Consider the following 17,939-nt stretch of genomic DNA (forward strand, 5'->3'; position numbering starts at 1 on the left):
GGTCCTCACAGGTTTTTTGTTACGCGTAACGGATTTAGCGGGCGGACGGCTCCCCGGGAAACGGCCATTCGCTCTCCGGGATATTTTTCGTCACTACTCGAGGCGTAACGGAATTTGGCTTTGCCTCGAGCTCGCGCTGCATCTCGTTGCACGCCTGGATCGATCCAGAGAGCCCACGCTGCAGCCGCTTAATCAGCGCCTGGTCTTCTTTGGCGGCCTTGCGCAGCTCGATGAGCTCATCGTTGAGCTCATCGATGGTCTCGTGCGCTTCGGCCAGCTCGGCCTTGGCGCTCTCCAGCTCGGCCCGCAACTCTTCGAGCTCGTCGGCGTCGGCGTGGCGGTGCACCAGGTCGGGAACGCCCGGCCGGGCATACGTCGAAATTCCATCGGCTTTGAGGCGCGCGCGATAGGCCGCCTGGCGCTCGGCGTTCGTCATCGCGCCAGCCTTGCGCGGCCGGCCCGGCCGGCGCTTCACCTCGAGCTCGAGCAGCTCGGCGGTCACGTTGTCGGCGGCATCACGCATGACGTACCCCTTTCTGCGCGCTCGAGCGCACCAGGTCGGCCAGGCGCCCCGGCGGTTTGCCCGCGCGGCCCGCCGCAACCTCGGCAGAAAACGCCGCTTCGCGCGTCGCCGCGGCTTCGGCCGCCGCCCTGGCGGCTTCGCGCTGCGCGCGGATCCGGTCCGCGTGATCGGGGATCCAGTCGCCCGCTTTCGCCTTGTCCACGAGACTAGCGAGGAACTTGTACGGTGCGCGTATGCCTCCGGCCTGCATACAGCCCCGCCATTCGTCTAAAACGGCTTGGGATAGGCCAGGGTCTAGGCCGTCCAAATTTTTCGCTATAGCGGCTCTCCTGGCCTGCGCGATGTCGACCGGCCAATGCAACCGATCGGCCCAAGCGATCGAACCCCCATCCCTTGCAAGCCGGCGCGAAGCGCCCTCCCCCACCGCACCTGTGTCCTCGTGGCGTTGCTCTGAGAGCCGGTGCGTCCTTGCGTCGCGATGGTCTTGGGGGTCTAGCTCTCCCTCCCGCGCCGTAGGCGTGGGGGGCTGTTGATACTCCCCCCGGCGGCGAAGCCGTTGGGGGGTAGGGGGGGAAGGGTTTAAGGTTTTACCGGTATCCGGATGTGTGTCGGCTTTCGCGTTTTCAGGTCTGTCGGCTTGTCTGTCGGCTTCTTCCCTGAAACCCGCTCCGGTATTGCCTTGTGAGGTGTCGGCTTGTCTGTCGGATTGACCTGTCGGCTTACTGTCGGCTTTTTTTCGGACGTTTTTATCCGTGTCGGCGAGCGGACAGAAAAAAACGAGCTGCTTCTCCCGTGAGCCGATGCGCACCAGGCCGTGTTTAACGAGCTGTAGCGCCATGCGACGGATTGCCTCTATGCTGGGGATGGTGGCCTTCACGCCGGGCCGTGGCTCGATGTAGAGCCACTCCTTGAGGGCCTGCCAGGAGATGCGGGGAGCGAGGCCAACGGCCCCGGTGCGGAAGTCCATGCGCGGACGGATCGCCATGACGTACATGCAGATCGCGGCGTAGTCCATGCCGGACAAGGCCGTGAGCTCGGCCTCGTTGAGCTTGAGCGCGGGCATGGATCAAACGCCCTCCGGCAGTTTTTGCGCGGCCTGCCGTGCCTCGGTGAACCAGCTGCACGTGATGGGGCACTCGAGCCCATCGGAGAAGTCAGAATGGCCCGCTTCAGGCCGCTGCGCATGGTTCCGGCAGGTGCGGCGCACGATGCAGGTTTGCGAGGTGCACAACTGATACGTGCCCATGGTCAGCGCCCCAGCTTGGCTTTATGCGCGGCGAAGGCAATGGCCCAGGCCTCGAGCGCCGCCGCCAGCTCCTCGCCTTGCTCGGGCGTCATTTTGCGGTCAGGGTCTAAGGCGCCGCCGATGTAGCCAGCAAGGTAATGAACGCTGCTATAGGGGTATTTCTCGGTCGCGGAGCGGACGTCTTCGATCAGCATCTCGACGCGCGTGGGCATGGTGGTCATTGCGCGGCCTCCACGATTCGCTGGTCAACGAACTCCATGGCCGCCACGAACAGCTTGGCCTGCCGCTCGGCTTCGGACTTGCTGATGCCGAATTCCGGCGCAAAGTTGAAATGTGTCAATACGCCATCCCCCCTAACGATCACGTGCCCGTGGCCGATCAGGTCTTCGCGCTCACACTCAAACGTGGAAATTTGTAACGTCATGTCACACCCCTTTGTCTCCCCACCCTGTTTGGGAGAACCCCCCATCGGAGGTAGAGGCGCCGCCAGCCAGCGGATCAGGCCGGCCCTGGCGGGTGGGTTCCAGGCGGCGGCGCGTCTGGGGTGGACTATAGTTTCCCGGCGGGAAACGGTCAACTACTGCGACACGTTTCGTTACGAGATACGTTGCCTGTAGCGTGACCGTTGACTATGCTTTGGATCGGGTGAAGTACTTCTAAAGGGGTGTAAGTGATGAAAACTACGCTTGAATTTCTTGATGCAGTGAGCCGCAAGCTCGGCGGCGCGTCCGACTACGCCATTGCCAAGCAGCTTGGCATTACACGGTCCTCGGTGAGCAAGTATCGCAACGGCCATGCCGGCTTTGATGACGAAACGGCCCTGAAAGTGGCTCGTTTGCTTGATATTGACCCTGCCGCTGTTGCGACCGCTGCGCATGCGGAGCGCACGAAGAATCCCGAAGTACGGCAAATGTGGGCGTCCCTGGCGGACCGCTTCGCCCTAAATTTTGATCCGCTCCGCAAGCACACCCGGATGGGCCAGAACCTAGTACTGGCCTAGCCTGCGGAGCCATTTTCCGGAAGGTCTGAGGATTATGTTAAATGATGATTATGCCCATCAACAGATTCCCCGGGGCCACCCGGCTTTTCTGCCCTGGCTTGCCGCCATGGGGTGCGCCTGGCCTAGATTCTGGCGTGGCAGACGCCCAGCTGCTGGCCCATCAGGACCAGATCGGCAAAGGTACGCCCCTTCATCTTGCGCATGGCCTGTCCGCGGTGGATCTTCACAGTGACCTCGCTGATGCCCATCTCGGCGGCAATCTGCTTGTTCATCAGCCCGGACACCGCCAGCGCCATCACCTCCGGCTCGCGCGGCGTCAGGGTCTGGAAGCTGGCGCGCAGCATCTGGACCTGGCGCATGCCCTCGCGCCGCCGGCGATCCTTCTCGAGCGCCACCGATACGGCGTCGAGCAAGTCCTGGTCGCGCAACGGCTTGGCCATGAAGTCTTCCGCACCGGCTTTCATCGCTGCCACGGTCATTGCAATATCCCCATGGCCGGTCATGAAGATGATCGGCACATGGATACCCAATTGACCGAGGCGCGCCTGCAGGTCAAGTCCGCTCGGGCCACGCAGCCTGACATCGAGGACCAGGCAACAAGGCACATCCGGCATCTGGTACGCGAGCAGCTCCGCGGCCGAGCCGAACAGTGCGACGTTCATGTCGACCGAGCGGAACAGATTCCCCAGTGCATCGCGTAGCACGGCATCGTCGTCGACGACCATCACCAACCCTTCGTCCCGAGCACTCAGCTCGGCGCATTCCAGGCTTTGGGATGTCACGATCCACTTCTCCATTCCGCTCAAAAAAAGTACCTGCGGCGCCTGCAGCACCAGCAGTCGCGTCATCCCATCGATTGCTGTGCGGGGGAACCAGGCCACATAACCGTTCACATAACCGTTGGCAGCCTACGCCACGGCTGTGGTCGCATTGTGAATTTGTGTTGGCTCTTGCCTTGGGCAAGGCTCGCCGGCATGACCGCCTCATACCAAAGGACAATAGACGCCCCTTGCCCCTCCCCCTAGCCTTGCGCTCACTCCGGCAACCAGGAATCGTCCCATGGCGTGCGCACCCTCTCCCGCATGGCGTGCGGCCGCGCTGCTTGCCGCAGCCATCGCTATAGCACCCGTATTCTCCTTCGATGCCTTGGCCGCCGCCCCGCAGGTGCGTACACAGGCGCCGGGCTTCTATCGCATGATGCTGGGAGATTTCGAGGTGACCGCCCTGCTCGACGGCACCCATCCGTTTCCGGTGCAGCAAGTGTTGGCCAGACAGACCGGCCAAGCCGGCGGCACGGCGCAGGTAGCCTGGCCGAGGCCAGCCCGGGCGAAGCCGACGCGCTGTTGGCGGCGGCGCACCTGAAGGCCCCGGTGGAAGGCGCCATCATTGCCTTCCTGATCAACACCGGCGCCAGGCTGGTCCTGATCGATAGCGGAGCCGGCGCCCTCTACGGCGCCGACGGCGGTCATCTGCTGGGGAACCTGCGTGCCGCCGGCTACCGGCCCGAACAGGTCGACGCGGTGCATCTGACCCACCTGCACGCCGACCATGTCGGCGGCGTCATCCTGAACGGCCGCATGGCCTTTCCCAACGCCACCGTCCATGTCAGCAAACGCGACGCCGACTACTGGATTCCGGCCAACTACACAAGGAACTTCCCGGACCCGGGCCGATGAGCCGCGCGCCCGGCCGCGGCCGACCAAGCCCGCATACGCCCCGACGATAGTGAACTAATACGTACAGACAATGGCGATGCGCAGCCGGCAGGTTTAGCCTTCGCTCGGGAGCTGCCGCACCGTGTCTGCACGCTCTTGCCAACCCAATTTCAGGAGAGAATCATGGCCAATTCCAAGCTCGAAGTGCTGACTCCGCAAAACAGCCAGATGATCTTCATCGATCACCAGCCGCAAATGGCATTCGGCGTGCAGTCGATGGACCGCCAGGCAATGAAGAACAATGCGGTTGGGCTGGCCAAGGCTGCCAAGATCTTCAACATCCCCACCACCATCACCACGGTGGAGAGCGAGTCGTTCTCCGGCTACACCTACCCCGAGCTGCTCGACGTGTTCCCGGGCCAGAAGACACTGGAACGCACCTCGATGAACTCGTGGGACGACCAGAAGGTGCGCGACGCGCTGAAAGCCAACGGCCGCAAGAAGGTTGTCGTCGCCGGCCTGTGGACCGAAGTCTGCAACACCACCTTCGCGCTGTGCGCGATGCTCGAAGGCGACTACGAGATCTACATGGTTGGCGATGCCTCCGGCGGCACCAGCAAGGAAGCGCATGACTACGCCATGCAGCGCATGGTGCAGGCCGGCGTAGTGCCGGTGACCTGGCAGCAGGTGCTGCTCGAATGGCAGCGCGACTGGGCGCATCGCGACACCTATGACGCCGTGATGAAGCTGGTCAAGGAACACTCCGGCGCCTACGGCATGGGCGTGGACTACGCCTATACCATGGTGCACAAGGCCGCGCAGCGCACCGCCACGCCGCACGAATCCATCGCCCCGGTGCCGGCCCGCTGAGAGCCGCAGGGCCACGCCGCATCCCACCATACGCCTGGAGCACGCAGCATGAACACCATCACGACCAAGGATGGCACCCAAATCTATTACAAGGACTGGGGCAGCGGCCGCCCGGTCGTGTTCTCGCACGGATGGCCGCTCAATGCGGACGCCTGGGACGCGCAGATGCTGTTCCTGGTACAGCACGGCTTCCGCGTGATCGCCCACGACCGCCGTGGCCATGGCCGCTCCAGCCAGTCCGCCAAGGGCAACGACATAGACACCTATGCCGACGACCTGGCCGCTCTGATCGAGGCGCTGGACCTCAAGGGCGCGGCGCTGGTCGGCCACTCCACCGGCGGCGGCGAAGTGGCCCACTACATCGGCCGCCACGGCACCAAGCGCGTCTCCAAGGCGGTGCTGATCGGCGCGGTGCCGCCTATCATGCTGAAGACCGAGGCCCACCCCGGCGGCCTGCCGATGGATGTGTTCGACGGCATCCGCAAGGGTGTGGCGCAGAACCGTTCGCAGTTCTACAAGGACCTGGCGGTGCCGTTCTTCGGCTTTAACCGCCCCGAGGCCAAGGTCTCGCAAGGCACCATCGATGCGTTCTGGGCACAAGGCATGACTGGCGGCGCCTACGGCCAATACCTCTGCATCAAGGAGTTCTCGGAAGTCGACTACACCGAAGACCTGAAGAAGATCGACGTGCCGACCCTGTTCCTGCACGGCGCCGACGACCAGATCGTGCCGATCGACAACTCGGCCAAGCTGGGCGCCAAGCTCGTCAAGAACGCCACGCTGAAGATCTATCCGGGCGCCTCGCATGGCATGTGCGTGGTCAACGCCGACCAGGTCAACGCCGATCTGCTGGCTTTCCTGGCCGCCTGACAGGATGCCGTCCCGCGACCCCATGGCAGGCCGGGGCGGCCTGCCCTCCTCCCCGTCTTCCCTCTCACCGACCCGCCGACAGTTCATCGCCGGCGCCGCTGCGCTGGGCGCGGCGGCTGCCAGCCGGAGTTTCGCCATGACCCAATCCAGCACACCCGAACTCATCCTCGTCAACGGCAAGTTCGCCACCCTTGACCGCGCCAATCCGCAGGCCGAAGCCGTGGCCATCAGCGACGGCAAGTTCATCGCCGTCGGCACCCGGCACGAGATCATGCAACTGGCCGGCACCACCACCAAGGTGGTCGACCTGCAAGGCAGGCGCGCCATCCCCGGGCTGATCGACAGCCACATGCACATCATCCGCGGCGGCCTGAACTACAACATGGAGCTGCGTTGGGACGGCGTGCGCTCGCTGGCCGACGCCATGCGCATGCTCAAGGCCCAGGTGGCGCGCACGCCCGCGCCGCAGTGGGTACGCGTGGTCGGCGGCTTCACCGAGCACCAGTTCGCCGAAAAGCGCCTGCCGACCATCGAGGAGCTGAATGCGGCGGCTCCGGACACGCCCGTGTTCATCCTGCACCTGTACGACCGGGCCATCCTCAACGGCGCCGCGCTGCGTGCAGTCGGCTATACCAAGGACACACCGAATCCGCCCGGCGGCGAGATCGTGCACGACAAGGCCGGTAATCCCACGGGCCTGCTGCTCGCCAAGCCGAACGCCACCATCCTGTACGCCACGCTGGCCAAGGGGGCGAAGCTGCCGCCCGAGTACCAGAAGAACTCCACGCGGCATTTCATGCGCGAGGTCAACCGCCTGGGCGTGACCGGCGTGATCGACGCCGGCGGCGGCTACCAGAACTACCCGGAGGACTACCACATCATCGAGGAGCTGCACAAGGACGGGCAGCTCACGGTGCGCCTGGCCTACAACCTGTTCACGCAGAAGCCCAAGGACGAGCTCAGCGATTTCAGCGGCTGGTCCAAGCAGATCAAGCCTGGCCAGGGCGACGACCTGTACCGCCACAACGGCGCCGGCGAGATGCTGGTCTACAGCGCCGCCGACTTCGAGGACTTCCGCGTCGAGCGGCCCGACATGCCGCCGTCGATGGAAGGCGACCTCGAACCGGTGATCCGCCTGCTGGCGGAAAACCGCTGGCCCTGGCGCCTGCACGCCACCTACAACGAGACCATCTCGCGCGCGCTGGACGTCTACGAGAAGGTGGCCAAGGACGTGCCCTTCGACGGCCTGCACTGGTTCTTCGACCACGCCGAGACCATCACCGACCGCAACATCGACCGCATCGCGGCGCTGGGTGGCGGCATCGCCGTGCAGCACCGCATGGCCTACCAGGGCGAGTATTTCGTCGAGCGCTACGGCGCACGCGCGGCCGAGGCCACGCCGCCGATCAAGCGCATGCTGGAGCGCGGCGTCAAGGTCGGCGCCGGCACCGATGCCACGCGCGTAGCCTCGTACAACCCGTGGGTGTCGCTGTACTGGCTGACTACTGGCAAGACAGTGGGCGGGCTGTCGATGTATCCGCAGGCCAACCTGCTCGACCGCGACACCGCGCTGCGGCTGTGGACCGAAGCCAACACCTGGTTTTCCTCCGAAGAAGGCAAGAAAGGCCAGATCAAGGCCGGCCAGCTGGCCGACCTGGCGGTGCTCTCCGCCGACTACTTCAGCGTGCCCGGGGACGAGATCCAGGACATCACTTCGATGATGACGGTGCTGGGCGGCAAGGTGGTGTACGGCGACGGCGAATTCGACAAGCTCGCGCCGGCGCTGCCGCCCGCCATGCCGGACTGGTCGCCGGTGCGTCATGCCGGGGGCTACCAGCCGCGGCCGCAGGCGAAAGCGCTCGCACTCAACACCGCGTGCGGCTGCGCCAGCGCCTGCGGCGTGCACGGCCACGGCCATGCGAACGCGTGGACCGCCGGTGTGCCTGCATCGGACGAAAGTACCTTCTGGGGCGCGCTCGGCTGCTCGTGCTGGGCCTTCTGAACCAGGCAGACGCGACATGAACCGCCCCGCTTCCACCGTTCACCCGGCGGCCGGTGCCGTGCGGCTGCCGTCCTGGCTGCGCTGGCTTGCGCTGCTGGCGCTGTGCGCCGCCTACCTGCAAGGTGGCCTGGTCAAGGCCATGGACTTCGCGAGCGCCATCGCCGAGATGCAGCACTTCGGCCTCGCGCCGGCGGCGCCGCTGGCCGCCGCGGTGATCGTGCTCGAGCTGGGTGCGTCGCTGATGATCCTGTGCGGCTGGTACCGCTGGCTCGGCGCGCTCGCACTGGCCGCCTTCACGTTGATGGCCACCTTCCTGGCCAACCGCTTCTGGGCAGCGCCGCCGGCCGAGCAGTTCATGCTGGCCAATGCCTTCTTCGAGCATATCGGCCTGGTCGGCGGCTTCGTGCTGGTGGCGTGGGAAGACCTCTCCCGGCGCGCGGCCGCGCGCCCAGCATGAAGCACGGCGGCCCGCCAATCCAAAAACACATCCTCAACACTGGAACGCAATGAAGCTCTATATCGTTTCGCTTGGCGCCGGCATCCTGGTCGGCATCATCTACGCCCTGATGCAGGTCCGCTCGCCCGCCCCGCCCGTGGTCGCGCTGATCGGGCTGCTCGGCATGCTGATCGGCGAGCAGGTGGTGCCGCCGATCAAGCGCATGCTGGCGGGCGAGCCCGTCACCGCTGCCTGGTTCCACGCGGAGTGCGTACCCAAGATCACTGGTGCGCCTGGGCCGGCAACCTTGACCGCAGCCCGCAATGAAGTAGCACCAGCGTCGCACAATGCCGCCGATTCGCACTGAGTCCGGCGAGCACCTGGAGCCAGCACGGCAGCCTGACAACCAAGGAGCATCCATCGTGTGACACCTACCCCGGTCATCGCCATCGTCGACGACGATGCTGCTGTCCGACAAGCCCTGGGAAGCCTGCTGCGCTCCATCGACATGGATGTCGAACTCCATGCAAGCGGGAACGACCTGCTGCAGTCCCGCACCATCGATGCCATATCCTGCCTGGTCACCGATGTGCAGATGCCCACGATGAACGGCTTCGCGCTATGCGAGGCCCTGCGCACGCGCGGGCTGTCGATCCCCGTCATCTTCATGACGGCTTTCCAGAAAGAATGCTACCTGCAGCGCGCCGCAAGCGCAGCTGCGCGCAAAGGGCGCCGACAGGTCGGCCTCTCGGCCCTGTTCGCCGTGGCCGCCGTGCTGGTAGTCCTGCTGGTGCTCGAGATTGCCGGGCAGTTGCAGCGGCGTCCGCAGGCCGCCCTGCCCCGACCCGGCTCAGGGCGCGGCTGATGCTGATGCCCAGCGAGTTCAGTGCAAGCGCCGGTGGCAGGTCGGCCTTCTCCACCAGTTCCGGCACGATGGCCTGGAACGGCGGCGAGCTCATCGCCGCGCCGGTGCTCAGCAAGAACGCGGCAAGCAGCAGCACATGGGCGTTGACCAGGCCGGCCAGCGCCAGCACGTCCAGCGTTATCGCCACCGCCAGCATCCAGAGCTGCGCGAAGATCAGGTAGCGGCGCCGGTCGACGATATCGGCCAGCACCCCGGAAGGCAGGACGAACAGGAACATTGGCAGGCTGCCCGCGGCTTGCACCAGGGCCACCATCAGCGGGTCGGGGTCCATCGGACAATTGCGATACGCGGCGATGGCGGGCTTTGCGACGATCGGGCGAAGCCGAGCGCCACGCGGCATCCCGCAAAATAATTTTGTAACCGACATCAACATCGCCCCACGCAGCCACGCCTACCCTTGCAAGACCCCAGTTTCCGGGGGCGTCAAACAACAAATGACCTAGGGGAAAAGCGTGAATCCAGTTCTGCGGGGCGACCGCCGCCGGGGCTTTGCCAGCCGCCTGACTCAACTCGCACTGGCCGCCGGCACGATGCTGGCCAGCAGCGTGTGGGCGCAAGGTGCGGCGATCGACGTCAACCTGCCCGCCCAGCCGCTCGACCAGGCCTTGCGCGCGCTGTCGCGCCAGTCCGGCGTGCAGATCGTGTTCGCCACCGATCAGGCCGAAAAGCGCACCGCGCCCGCCGTCAGCGGCAAGCTTATGGCGGGCGAAGCCCTGAAGCGGCTGCTTGCCGGCTCCGGGCTGCAGGCCAGGGGCACCGGCGCACAGGCTTTCGTCATCACGATGCCGGCCGCCGCGCCGGCGCCCGCTGCCGCGGCGCCGGATGTGAAGCTGGCGCCCGTGGAGATCAGGGGCAGCCGGCCATCGCTGTTCGCCAGCAACGGCATCAGCATGGGCGCACTGGGGGAAAGGCAACCGGAAGAGGTACCGTTCTCGGTGCAGTCGTATAACAGCGAGCTGATGAACTCGCAGGACGCGCGCACCCTGATGGACGTGCTGAAAAACGATCCGTCGATCCAGGATGCCACCCAGGCCGGCGCTTACGAGACCGTGCGCATTCGCGGCTTCTTTGTCGACTGGACCAATACCATCCGGCGCGATGGCATGTCGGTGGCGCCATACTATGAGATCCCGCTGGAGAACATCGAGCAGATCGACGTGCTCAAGGGCCCGTCGGGCTTCCTGTACGGCATCAACTCGCCGGGCGGCACCATCAACTATGTGATCAAGCGCCCCACCCGCGAGCGCTTTGCCAGCGTCAAGGCGGCCGTCCGCGATCACGACGGCTACTACGCCAGCGTGGACGCCGGCGGCCCGCTAGGCGACGGCCGCTTTGGCTACCGGCTCAATGCAGCAGGTGAGAAGGTCGGCAACTTCGGCCACAACGGCGACGTGTCCCGCAAGTTCATTGCCGGCGCCTTCGACTGGGGCATCACGCCGCAAGCCCTGCTGCAGCTGAACTTCGACTACCAGGAACGCAGGATCGCCGCCCAGCCCGCGGTGGGCCCTTACCTGGATGGCACGCTGCCGTCGCCGGTCAACCCGCGCGTGCTGCTGGGCCAGCCCTGGCTGCAGTACGAGACCAAGACCTACAACGTCGGCGCGGACTTCAACTACCGCTTCAACGACGACTGGAGGCTCACCAGCCGCGTAGCACAGTCGTACAACGACCGGGTCGCGGCGTTTCCCGATATCTACAACGTCAGCCGCGGCGGCGACATCCTCTCCGGCGATATCTACCTGAACCCGGACCAGAACTTCCGCGTTCTCTCCACCGATACCTACATCTCCGGCAACTTCAACACCGGGCCGATCCGGCACCAGATGGTGGCGGGCATCTCCACGCGCAATTTCAGCGCGGTGGAATCCGGCTTCACCGTGCTTGGGACCACGGTGGGCAATATCTACCAGCCGGTCTACTCGCCGCAGCCAACGAACCTGACCTTCCCGAAAAAGAATATCTCGAAGAACTACCAGCCCAGCATCTTCATCAGCGACGTGATGGCGCTGTCGCCCAAGTGGGACCTGCTGATGGGTCTGCGCCATATCCGCTACAAGAACGACAGCATGCCCGCCTCGGGCAAGAACACCGAGCAAAGCGCCAGCGTCAACGCGCCCTCCTTCGCGCTGACGTTCAAGCCGCTGGCGAGCCTGTCGGCCTACGTCAGCTACGCCGAAGGCTATGAGCAGCCCGGCCCCGCCGGCTACGACACCAACAATGCGGGCGAGAACATGCCGCCGCTGAAGACGCGGCAATACGAGTTCGGCGTGAAGTCGAAGGTGACGGACAACCTGTTGCTGACCGGCGCAGTGTTCCGCCTGGAAAAGACCCTGCAGTATGTGAACGCGGACCACTTCACCGTGCAAGGCGGCACCCAGCGCCATACCGGGCTGGAACTCACCGCCAATGGCCGGCTAACCGGCGCGCTGTCGGTGGTGAGCGGCCTGGCGCTGCTGCACACCGAGGCAGACAGCCCGGCCGACCCGACCGTGGCTGGCAAGCGCATTGCCGATGTGCCGAACTTCCAGGCGAGCACCTTCCTCGACTACCGGATCGGCGCGCTGCCGGGAATGAGCCTCAATGGCGGGGTGTATTACGTTGGCCGCCGAGCCCTGAACGCGCAGAACACCAGCTGGATGGCGGGCTACACCCGCTTCGATGCCGGTGCGCGCTACGCCACGCGGTTGGGGAGCTACCGCACCACATTTGCGCTCAGCATCCAGAACCTGACCGACAAGCGCTTCTGGGCAGCCGGCGACCCGAGCATCAACGGCGCCTGGGCCGGCAGGCCGCGCACGGTCTGGCTGTCGGCGCAGTTCGACATGTGAGCATGGGGCTGGCGGGCATGGCCAGCCCGCCAGCCTTAAGAGTTTCTTAAGCCGCTGTGCCCTATCCTTGTCGCATCGCCAGAATCCCACGTGCCCGATGCCGACGCTCCTTGCCCTGAACCTCACGCTGTTCCAGCACCTGAACGCCCCCGCCGGGCTGTCAGGCGCCGGCTTGTGGGTGGCCGCCTTCCTCGCCGAAGCGCTGATCGCGGCCGCGCCGCTGGTGCTGGCCGCCGGCTGGCTGCGCGGGCGGCCGGGTGAGCGCCAGATGGTGATCAGCGCACTGGCGGCCGTGGCACTGGGCGGGCTCTGCTCGACCTTGTTCAGCCTGCTGCTGCCGATGCCGCGGCCCTTCATGGCTGGCATCGGACACACCTACCTGGCGCATACCGCCGACCCCTCCTTTCCGAGCGACCACGTCACGCTGCTGGCCGCGCTGGCCTTCGTCCTGCTGCGCGCGCCTGGCAGGGCCCAGCGCCTGAGCGGGACCGGCTTGCTGGTAGCCGCGGCACTAACGGGCTGGGCCCGTGTCTTCCTCGGCGTACACTTTCCACTGGACATCGTCGGCGCGTTCGCGATCGCGGCATGCTGCGCGGCCGTGGCTACGTCTGCCTTCGCGCGCCCGGTGCTTGCCGCTGTCACGGTGCGTGCAGAGCAACTTTACCGACACCTGCTGGCCTACCCCATCGCACGCGGATGGCTCAACCCATGACAACCACTGACACGCTGCCGCCCCTTGCCGCCGTTGGCGCCCTGCCGTCAACGCGCGATGCCGACGCCAGCCTTGGCATCATCGGCCTCGAAGGCGCCGGCCGCGGGCCGTTCAGCCTCACCGTCGAGCCCGGCAGTTGCGTGATCCTGTCCGGCGCTTCCGGCGCGGGCAAGAGCCTGCTGTTGCGCATGATTGCCGATCTCGACCCCAATCGCGGGCAGGTCCGGCTGGGCCAGTCCCCGCGCGAGAGCATGAGCGGACCGGCCTGGCGGCGCCAGGTCATGTACGTGGCGGCCGAGTCCGGCTGGTGGGGCGACGACGTGCTCGAACATATGGCGGACGTGCCGGCGGCCCAGGCGCTGCTGGCGCGGCTGCGCCTGCCCGCGGACATCCTGCAGGCGCCCGTGAGCCGCCTGTCCACCGGCGAGCGCCAGCGCCTCGCGCTGATTCGCGCGCTGGTGCGCCGTCCGCGCTTCCTGCTGCTGGATGAGCCGACCTCGGCGCTGGACGCCGAGACCACGCTGGCCGTCGAAGCGCTGCTGCACGACTGCAAGGCACAGGGGCTCGGGCTGCTGATCGTCTCGCACAATCCCGCGCAGGCGGCACGCCTGCAGGACCGGCACTATCGCCTCGGCGCCGCCGGGCTGGAAGCGGTGGCGGCATGAGCCCGATCCCGCTCACAGCCTATGACCTGGCGCTGGCCAGCCTGCTGGTGCTGGCTGGCGCGGGTGCCTCGCTGGCAATGTCGCTGGACGTGCACCGCAGCCTGCTCTGGGCCGCGGGCCGCATGGTGGTGCAGCTGCTGCTGGTCGGCCTGGTGCTGCGCACGGTGTTTGGCTTGTCGTCGCCGCTGGTGACCGCGTTGACGGTGGCAGCCATGATCGCAGCGGCCGCCCGCGAGGTGGGCAGCCGGCAGGAGCGACGCCTGGCGGGGCCCTGGCACGCGCTGATCGGCGCCGCCGCGGTGAGCCTGCCGACGCTGCTGGTGACCGTGCTGGCGCTGACCACGGCCTTGCGCCCGACACCCTGGTATGACGCCCGCCACGCCATCCCGCTGGCCGGCATCATCCTGGGCAATGTGATGAACGCTGCGAGCCTGGCGCTCAACGGCGCCTTTACCGCGGTCTGGCACCAGCGCGCCGCCATCGATGCGCGCCTGGCACTGGGCGACGACCGCCATGCGGCGCTGCGCGTGATCGTGCGCCAGGCGGTGCGCAGCGGCATGCTGCCCACCATGAACACCATGGCGGCGGCCGGCATCATCACCATGCCAGGCATCATGACCGGCCAGATCCTGGCCGGGATGGACCCGATCGCCGCGGCCCGGTACCAGATCCTGCTGATGTTCCTGCTCGCCGGCGGCAGCATGCTGGGCGTGATCCTGGCCGCCACGCTGGCGGTCCGGCGCCTGACCGACCACCGCCACCGCTTGCGCCTGGACCGGCTGCAACGCCGTTGACCCCGGGACACCAGCGAATCACCCATAAACCAAGGAACCCTTGCCATGCGCCTGCTGCTGGTGGAAGACGACCCGATGATCGGTGAAAGCGTGGAGGAAGGCCTGCGGGCCGAAGGCTACGCGGTCGACTGGGTCAGGGATGGCCGCCTCGCCGATGCCGCGCTGGCCGCCAATGCGCCAGGCACCTACGATGCCGTGCTGCTCGACCTTGGCCTGCCCGGCCGCTCCGGCGAGGAGGTGCTGCGGCAACTGCGCGCCCGCGGGCTGGCGCTGCCGGTGCTGATCCTGACCGCGCGCGACGCCACCGCCGACCGCGTGCGCGGCCTGGACGCCGGCGCCGACGACTACCTGGTCAAGCCGTTCGACCTGGACGAGTTGTTCGCGCGCATCCGGGCCCTGCTGCGCCGTAGCGCCGGGCGCGTCAGCACCGAGCTGGCGCATGGCCCGGTGCGCCTGGACCCCGCCACGCGCGAGGTGCGCTGCGCCGGCGAGATCGTTGCGCTGTCGATGCGCGAGTTCATGGTGCTGCAAGCCTTGATGGAGCAGCCCGGCCACGTTGTGACCCACGAGCGCCTGCGCGAGGCGGTCTACAACATGAACGAGGAAATCAGCAGCAATACGGTGGAAGTCCATATCCACGCGCTGCGCAAGAAGCTTGGCGCCGACTTCATCCGCAATGTGCGCGGTGTCGGCTACAAGCTGGGCGGCCCGGCATGAGGACGATCCGCGCCCAGTTGCTGGCCGGCCTGCTCGGGGCCATGCTCGCGTGCGCCCTGGTGGCGGGCGCCGCCGCTTATTTCAAGGTGCGGCGCGAAGCTAACGAGGTCTTCGATGCGCAACTGCAGCAAGCGGCGCGCATGCTGCCACCCCATCTGGAGCGCGACGCCACGCCGCCGCTGGGCGGTAGCGAACTTGACGAAGAGATCGTGGTGCAAGCCTGGGATGTGCAGGGTCGCCAGATCTACGCCTCGCATCCGGTCAAGCTGCCGCGCGCGGACCTGCCGGGCTTTCATGACCTGCAAGTGAGCGGCAGCGAATGGCGCATCTACGGCGTGCTCACCGGGGATCGCTATGTGCAGGCTGCGCAATCGGTGGTGTTTCGCCGCAAGCTGGCGGCCTCGCTGTCGCTTGGCGCGCTGCTGCCCATCCTGGCGCTGGTGCCGGTGCTTGGCTTGTTGATCCACCTGGTGGTCAGGCGCTCGCTGCGCCCGGTGGAGGAGATCGCGCACGCGGTCGGCAGCCGCTCGGCGGACACCCTCGCGCCGCTGCACGCGCACGGCTGGCCGCCGGAGCTGGTGCCGGTGGTGGAAGCCCTCAATGCCCTGCTGGCCCGCCTGCAGCAATCCATGGACACCCAGCGCGCCTTTGTCGCCGACGCCGCGCACGAACTGCGCACGCCGCTCACCGCGCTCAAGCTGCAACTGCAGCTGGCCCTGCGTGCCGACAGCGAAGACAAGCAGAAACTGGCACTCGCCAAGCTGGGCGAGCGCCTGGACCGCACCACCCACCTGGTGGCGCAGTTGCTGACGCTGGCACGCAGCGAGGACGGCGCCCCTGCCACCCAGGCCCCGCTCGCCGAAGTGCGCTTGCACGATGTGGCGGTGCAGGTGGTGCGCGAGTTGCTGCCCATGGCGGAAGCCAAGGATGTGGACCTGGGCCTGGACGCGAGCGCGCCCGAATGCCGGGTGCGCGGCGTGGCCGGCGATCTCTTCATCCTGCTGCGCAACCTGGCTGACAACGCGATCCGCTACACCAGCCCCGGCGGCCGGGTCGACCTGCGCATCGAATGGCGCAACGGCGCGCCGATGCTGGGCGTGAGCGACACCGGCCCAGGCATCGCGCCGGCCGAGCGCGATAATGTGTTCCATCGCTTTCACCGCGGCGACGCCAGCGACGCGCATGGCAGCGGACTGGGCCTGGCGATCGTGCAGAGCATTGCCGCGCGCCATGGCGCCACGGTGCTGCTGGAGGACGGACCCGGGGGCCGCGGGCTTACGGTGGCCGTGGTGTTCCCGCCCGAGGGCGGCGCATGAGCAAGCCTGCCCGCATGGCCGCCTGCCTGCCCCTGCTGCTGGCGGCCGGCTGCACGCTCTATCGCCCGCAGCCCCTGCCCACGGCCACGGACTTTGCCGCGGACCCGGCGCATGTGCAGGTCGACGCCGCCAGCATGTCGTTGCCCGCACTGGCCGCGCACCGCTTCGATCCCGCCAACGGGCTTGATATCACCGACGTGGCCATGCTGGCTGTGGTGAACAATCCCGATCTCAAGATTGCCCGCGCCGGGGCGCATGTGTCGCAGGCGCAGGCCTTCGCCGCCCGGCTGCTGCCCGACCCGCAGTTCAACCTGACGCGGGACTTCCCCGTCATCGGCGGCCCCGGCACGTCCACCGCGTTCAACGCCGCGCTTAGCTATGCGGTGAGCAGCCTGCTCACCTATGGCAGCACGCGCGACGCTGCCCGCGCCGAAGCGCAACAGGCCGATCTCAACCTGCTGTGGCAGGAGTGGCAGGTGGTGGCGCAGGCGCGCATCTTGTTCGTCCGCCTCGACGCCGCCGCCCGGCGCATGGCGCTGCTGGCGCGCACGCGCGCGGTGCTGGCCGATCGCTACCAGCGCACCAGCGCCGCGCTGGACCGTGGCCTGCTCACGCTGGATGTGGTCACGCCCAACCTGAGCGCGCTGCAGGATGTCGACAAGCAGATCCACGACCTGGAGCGCCAGGTCAACCAGGCTCGGCACGATCTCAACCAGTTGCTCGGCATCGCCCCCACCACGGAGCTAGCGCTCAAGGACGGCATGGCGCCGGCGGCGCTCGATGCTGCGGCGGTACGCGCGCTGCTGCCCGCGCTGCCGCGCCGCCGCCCGGACCTGCTTGCGCTGCAAGCCGGCTACGCCGCGCAGGACGCGCGCTACCGCGCCGCCATCCTGGGCCAGTTTCCCAGCCTCAATGTGGGCGTGCAGCGCACCCGCGACACCAGCAATACGTATACCCGCGGCTTTGGCATCACCATGAGCCTGCCCATCTTCAACGGCAACCGGGGCGAAGTGGCGATCCAGCAAGCCACCCGCGACAAGCTGCGCACGGAGTACCAGCAGCGCCTGAATGCCAGCAACGCCGAGATCGAGCGCCTGCTGGCAGAGCAGCAGATCAACCAGCGCCAGCTGGCCGAGACCAGCGCCGCGCTGGCGGGCCTGCGCCAGGCCAGCGAGCGCATGCGCGCCGCATTTGCCGCCCGCAACATCGACGCGCTGGCGCTGGCCACGCTGGAGCTGAGCGTGCTGGCCAAGGAAGTCGAGCGGGTCGACCTGGAGCAAGCCATGCGCGAACAGCAGATCGGCCTGCAAGCCCTGCTCGGTGGCGATCCGCCCGGCGCGCCGCCGGCCTGAGTCCCACGCAATACCTTAATGCGCCGCT

General features: G+C 66.9%; 19 protein-coding genes and 2 pseudogenes. 15 read left to right on the forward strand and 6 right to left on the reverse strand.

What is annotated here, in order from left to right; genetic code table 11:
- Window positions 1-34: 34 nt before the first annotated feature.
- From ACGLHR_RS03960 to ACGLHR_RS03975, 4 genes are all read right to left on the reverse strand, one after another.
- Window positions 35-523, reverse strand: coding sequence for a hypothetical protein (locus tag ACGLHR_RS03960; protein WP_400092050.1), 489 nt, complete (start codon window positions 521-523; stop codon window positions 35-37).
- Window positions 516-1,586 (reverse strand): hypothetical protein, encoded by a 1,071-nt coding sequence (locus tag ACGLHR_RS03965; RefSeq protein WP_400092051.1) that lies wholly within the window; start codon window positions 1,584-1,586, stop codon window positions 516-518. Before ACGLHR_RS03965 ends, ACGLHR_RS03960 begins: the two co-directional genes overlap by 8 nt.
- Window positions 1,587-1,771: 185 nt before the next feature.
- Window positions 1,772-1,990 (reverse strand): hypothetical protein, encoded by a 219-nt coding sequence (locus ACGLHR_RS03970; protein ID WP_400092053.1) that lies wholly within the window; start codon window positions 1,988-1,990, stop codon window positions 1,772-1,774.
- A complete protein-coding gene (locus ACGLHR_RS03975) occupies window positions 1,987-2,193 on the reverse strand; it encodes a hypothetical protein (RefSeq protein ID WP_400092055.1) in 207 nt (68 codons plus the stop codon). Before ACGLHR_RS03975 ends, ACGLHR_RS03970 begins: the two co-directional genes overlap by 4 nt.
- 249 nt (window positions 2,194-2,442) lie before the next feature.
- Here ACGLHR_RS03975 and ACGLHR_RS03980 point away from each other — a divergent pair, with 249 nt between their 5' ends.
- A complete protein-coding gene (locus ACGLHR_RS03980) occupies window positions 2,443-2,769 on the forward strand; it encodes a DUF3693 domain-containing protein (protein WP_400092057.1) in 327 nt (108 codons plus the stop codon).
- A gap of 122 nt (window positions 2,770-2,891) precedes the next feature.
- On the opposite strand, the gene ACGLHR_RS03985 is transcribed toward ACGLHR_RS03980, so the two are convergent.
- A complete protein-coding gene (locus ACGLHR_RS03985) occupies window positions 2,892-3,494 on the reverse strand; it encodes a response regulator transcription factor (protein WP_400092199.1) in 603 nt (200 codons plus the stop codon).
- Between the two features lie 334 nt (window positions 3,495-3,828).
- Here ACGLHR_RS03985 and ACGLHR_RS03990 point away from each other — a divergent pair.
- The 7 genes and pseudogenes from ACGLHR_RS03990 to ACGLHR_RS04020 form a co-directional block, all read left to right on the forward strand.
- A pseudogene (locus tag ACGLHR_RS03990) lies at window positions 3,829-4,409 on the forward strand (MBL fold metallo-hydrolase); the annotation flags it as partial.
- Window positions 4,410-4,607: 198 nt separating this feature from the next.
- Window positions 4,608-5,294: a hydrolase gene (locus ACGLHR_RS03995; RefSeq protein ID WP_400092058.1), complete on the forward strand. Its 687-nt coding sequence runs from the start codon at window positions 4,608-4,610 to the stop codon at window positions 5,292-5,294.
- A gap of 48 nt (window positions 5,295-5,342) precedes the next feature.
- Complete coding sequence (locus tag ACGLHR_RS04000; RefSeq protein ID WP_400092061.1) at window positions 5,343-6,164, forward strand: alpha/beta fold hydrolase; 822 nt, start codon at window positions 5,343-5,345, stop codon at window positions 6,162-6,164.
- Window positions 6,165-6,300: 136 nt separating this feature from the next.
- Entirely contained in the window at window positions 6,301-8,166 is a 1,866-nt protein-coding gene (locus ACGLHR_RS04005) for an amidohydrolase (RefSeq protein ID WP_400092063.1), read from the forward strand.
- A 16-nt stretch (window positions 8,167-8,182) separates the two neighbouring features.
- Window positions 8,183-8,623 carry a DoxX family protein gene (locus tag ACGLHR_RS04010; RefSeq protein WP_400092065.1) on the forward strand — a complete coding sequence of 147 codons (441 nt, stop codon included), beginning with the start codon at window positions 8,183-8,185 and terminating at the stop codon, window positions 8,621-8,623.
- Window positions 8,624-8,672: 49 nt separating this feature from the next.
- Window positions 8,673-8,969, forward strand: a complete 297-nt coding sequence (locus ACGLHR_RS04015; protein ID WP_400092066.1) for a XapX domain-containing protein — start codon at window positions 8,673-8,675, stop codon at window positions 8,967-8,969.
- Between the two features lie 57 nt (window positions 8,970-9,026).
- Window positions 9,027-9,467: a response regulator gene (locus ACGLHR_RS04020; RefSeq protein WP_400092067.1), complete on the forward strand. Its 441-nt coding sequence runs from the start codon at window positions 9,027-9,029 to the stop codon at window positions 9,465-9,467.
- Between the two features lie 40 nt (window positions 9,468-9,507).
- On the opposite strand, the pseudogene ACGLHR_RS04025 reads toward ACGLHR_RS04020, so the two are convergent.
- A pseudogene (locus ACGLHR_RS04025) lies at window positions 9,508-9,900 on the reverse strand (MFS transporter); the annotation flags it as partial.
- Window positions 9,901-9,979: 79 nt separating this feature from the next.
- Between ACGLHR_RS04025 and ACGLHR_RS04030 the strand changes: the two are divergent.
- The 7 genes from ACGLHR_RS04030 to ACGLHR_RS04060 all read left to right on the forward strand — a co-directional run bounded on the left by ACGLHR_RS04030 (window position 9,980) and on the right by ACGLHR_RS04060 (window position 17,911).
- On the forward strand, window positions 9,980-12,355 hold the full coding sequence (locus ACGLHR_RS04030; RefSeq protein WP_400092068.1) for a TonB-dependent siderophore receptor: 2,376 nt from the start codon (window positions 9,980-9,982) through the stop codon (window positions 12,353-12,355).
- Between the two features lie 97 nt (window positions 12,356-12,452).
- A complete protein-coding gene (locus tag ACGLHR_RS04035; RefSeq protein WP_400092069.1) occupies window positions 12,453-13,067 on the forward strand; it encodes an undecaprenyl-diphosphatase in 615 nt (204 codons plus the stop codon).
- Entirely contained in the window at window positions 13,064-13,732 is a 669-nt protein-coding gene (locus tag ACGLHR_RS04040) for an ATP-binding cassette domain-containing protein (RefSeq protein WP_400092071.1), read from the forward strand. Before ACGLHR_RS04035 ends, ACGLHR_RS04040 begins: the two co-directional genes overlap by 4 nt.
- The gene (locus tag ACGLHR_RS04045) at window positions 13,729-14,526 is read left to right on the forward strand and encodes an ABC transporter permease (RefSeq protein ID WP_150984604.1); all 798 of its coding nucleotides are present in this window, start codon (window positions 13,729-13,731) and stop codon (window positions 14,524-14,526) included. The genes ACGLHR_RS04040 and ACGLHR_RS04045 overlap by 4 nt, the downstream gene beginning before the upstream one ends.
- 45 nt (window positions 14,527-14,571) lie before the next feature.
- Entirely contained in the window at window positions 14,572-15,243 is a 672-nt protein-coding gene (locus ACGLHR_RS04050; protein ID WP_318238452.1) for a response regulator transcription factor, read from the forward strand.
- The gene (locus ACGLHR_RS04055; protein WP_400092073.1) at window positions 15,240-16,559 is read left to right on the forward strand and encodes an ATP-binding protein; all 1,320 of its coding nucleotides are present in this window, start codon (window positions 15,240-15,242) and stop codon (window positions 16,557-16,559) included. Before ACGLHR_RS04050 ends, ACGLHR_RS04055 begins: the two co-directional genes overlap by 4 nt.
- Window positions 16,556-17,911 (forward strand): TolC family protein, encoded by a 1,356-nt coding sequence (locus ACGLHR_RS04060; protein WP_400092075.1) that lies wholly within the window; start codon window positions 16,556-16,558, stop codon window positions 17,909-17,911. The genes ACGLHR_RS04055 and ACGLHR_RS04060 overlap by 4 nt, the downstream gene beginning before the upstream one ends.
- The last annotated feature ends 28 nt before the right edge of the window (window positions 17,912-17,939 follow it).

Source organism: Cupriavidus sp. CuC1 (genome assembly GCF_044627735.1).
Taxonomy (GTDB): Bacteria; Pseudomonadota; Gammaproteobacteria; order Burkholderiales; family Burkholderiaceae; genus Cupriavidus; species Cupriavidus ulmosensis.

Coding starts and splice junctions, on each gene's coding strand:
- ACGLHR_RS04040 (WP_400092071.1), top strand. CDS start 13,064: ATGACAACCACTGACACGCTGCCGCCCCTTGCCGCCGTTGGCGCCCTG.
- ACGLHR_RS04015 (WP_400092066.1), top strand. CDS start 8,673: ATGAAGCTCTATATCGTTTCGCTTGGCGCCGGCATCCTGGTCGGCATC.
- ACGLHR_RS03975 (WP_400092055.1), bottom strand. CDS start 2,193: ATGACGTTACAAATTTCCACGTTTGAGTGTGAGCGCGAAGACCTGATC.
- ACGLHR_RS04000 (WP_400092061.1), top strand. CDS start 5,343: ATGAACACCATCACGACCAAGGATGGCACCCAAATCTATTACAAGGAC.
- ACGLHR_RS03960 (WP_400092050.1), bottom strand. CDS start 523: ATGCGTGATGCCGCCGACAACGTGACCGCCGAGCTGCTCGAGCTCGAG.
- ACGLHR_RS04060 (WP_400092075.1), top strand. CDS start 16,556: ATGAGCAAGCCTGCCCGCATGGCCGCCTGCCTGCCCCTGCTGCTGGCG.
- ACGLHR_RS04055 (WP_400092073.1), top strand. CDS start 15,240: ATGAGGACGATCCGCGCCCAGTTGCTGGCCGGCCTGCTCGGGGCCATG.
- ACGLHR_RS04035 (WP_400092069.1), top strand. CDS start 12,453: ATGCCGACGCTCCTTGCCCTGAACCTCACGCTGTTCCAGCACCTGAAC.
- ACGLHR_RS03995 (WP_400092058.1), top strand. CDS start 4,608: ATGGCCAATTCCAAGCTCGAAGTGCTGACTCCGCAAAACAGCCAGATG.
- ACGLHR_RS04005 (WP_400092063.1), top strand. CDS start 6,301: ATGACCCAATCCAGCACACCCGAACTCATCCTCGTCAACGGCAAGTTC.
- ACGLHR_RS04045 (WP_150984604.1), top strand. CDS start 13,729: ATGAGCCCGATCCCGCTCACAGCCTATGACCTGGCGCTGGCCAGCCTG.
- ACGLHR_RS03965 (WP_400092051.1), bottom strand. CDS start 1,586: ATGCCCGCGCTCAAGCTCAACGAGGCCGAGCTCACGGCCTTGTCCGGC.
- ACGLHR_RS03970 (WP_400092053.1), bottom strand. CDS start 1,990: ATGACCACCATGCCCACGCGCGTCGAGATGCTGATCGAAGACGTCCGC.
- ACGLHR_RS03980 (WP_400092057.1), top strand. CDS start 2,443: ATGAAAACTACGCTTGAATTTCTTGATGCAGTGAGCCGCAAGCTCGGC.
- ACGLHR_RS04050 (WP_318238452.1), top strand. CDS start 14,572: ATGCGCCTGCTGCTGGTGGAAGACGACCCGATGATCGGTGAAAGCGTG.
- ACGLHR_RS04010 (WP_400092065.1), top strand. CDS start 8,183: ATGAACCGCCCCGCTTCCACCGTTCACCCGGCGGCCGGTGCCGTGCGG.
- ACGLHR_RS03985 (WP_400092199.1), bottom strand. CDS start 3,494: ATGGTCGTCGACGACGATGCCGTGCTACGCGATGCACTGGGGAATCTG.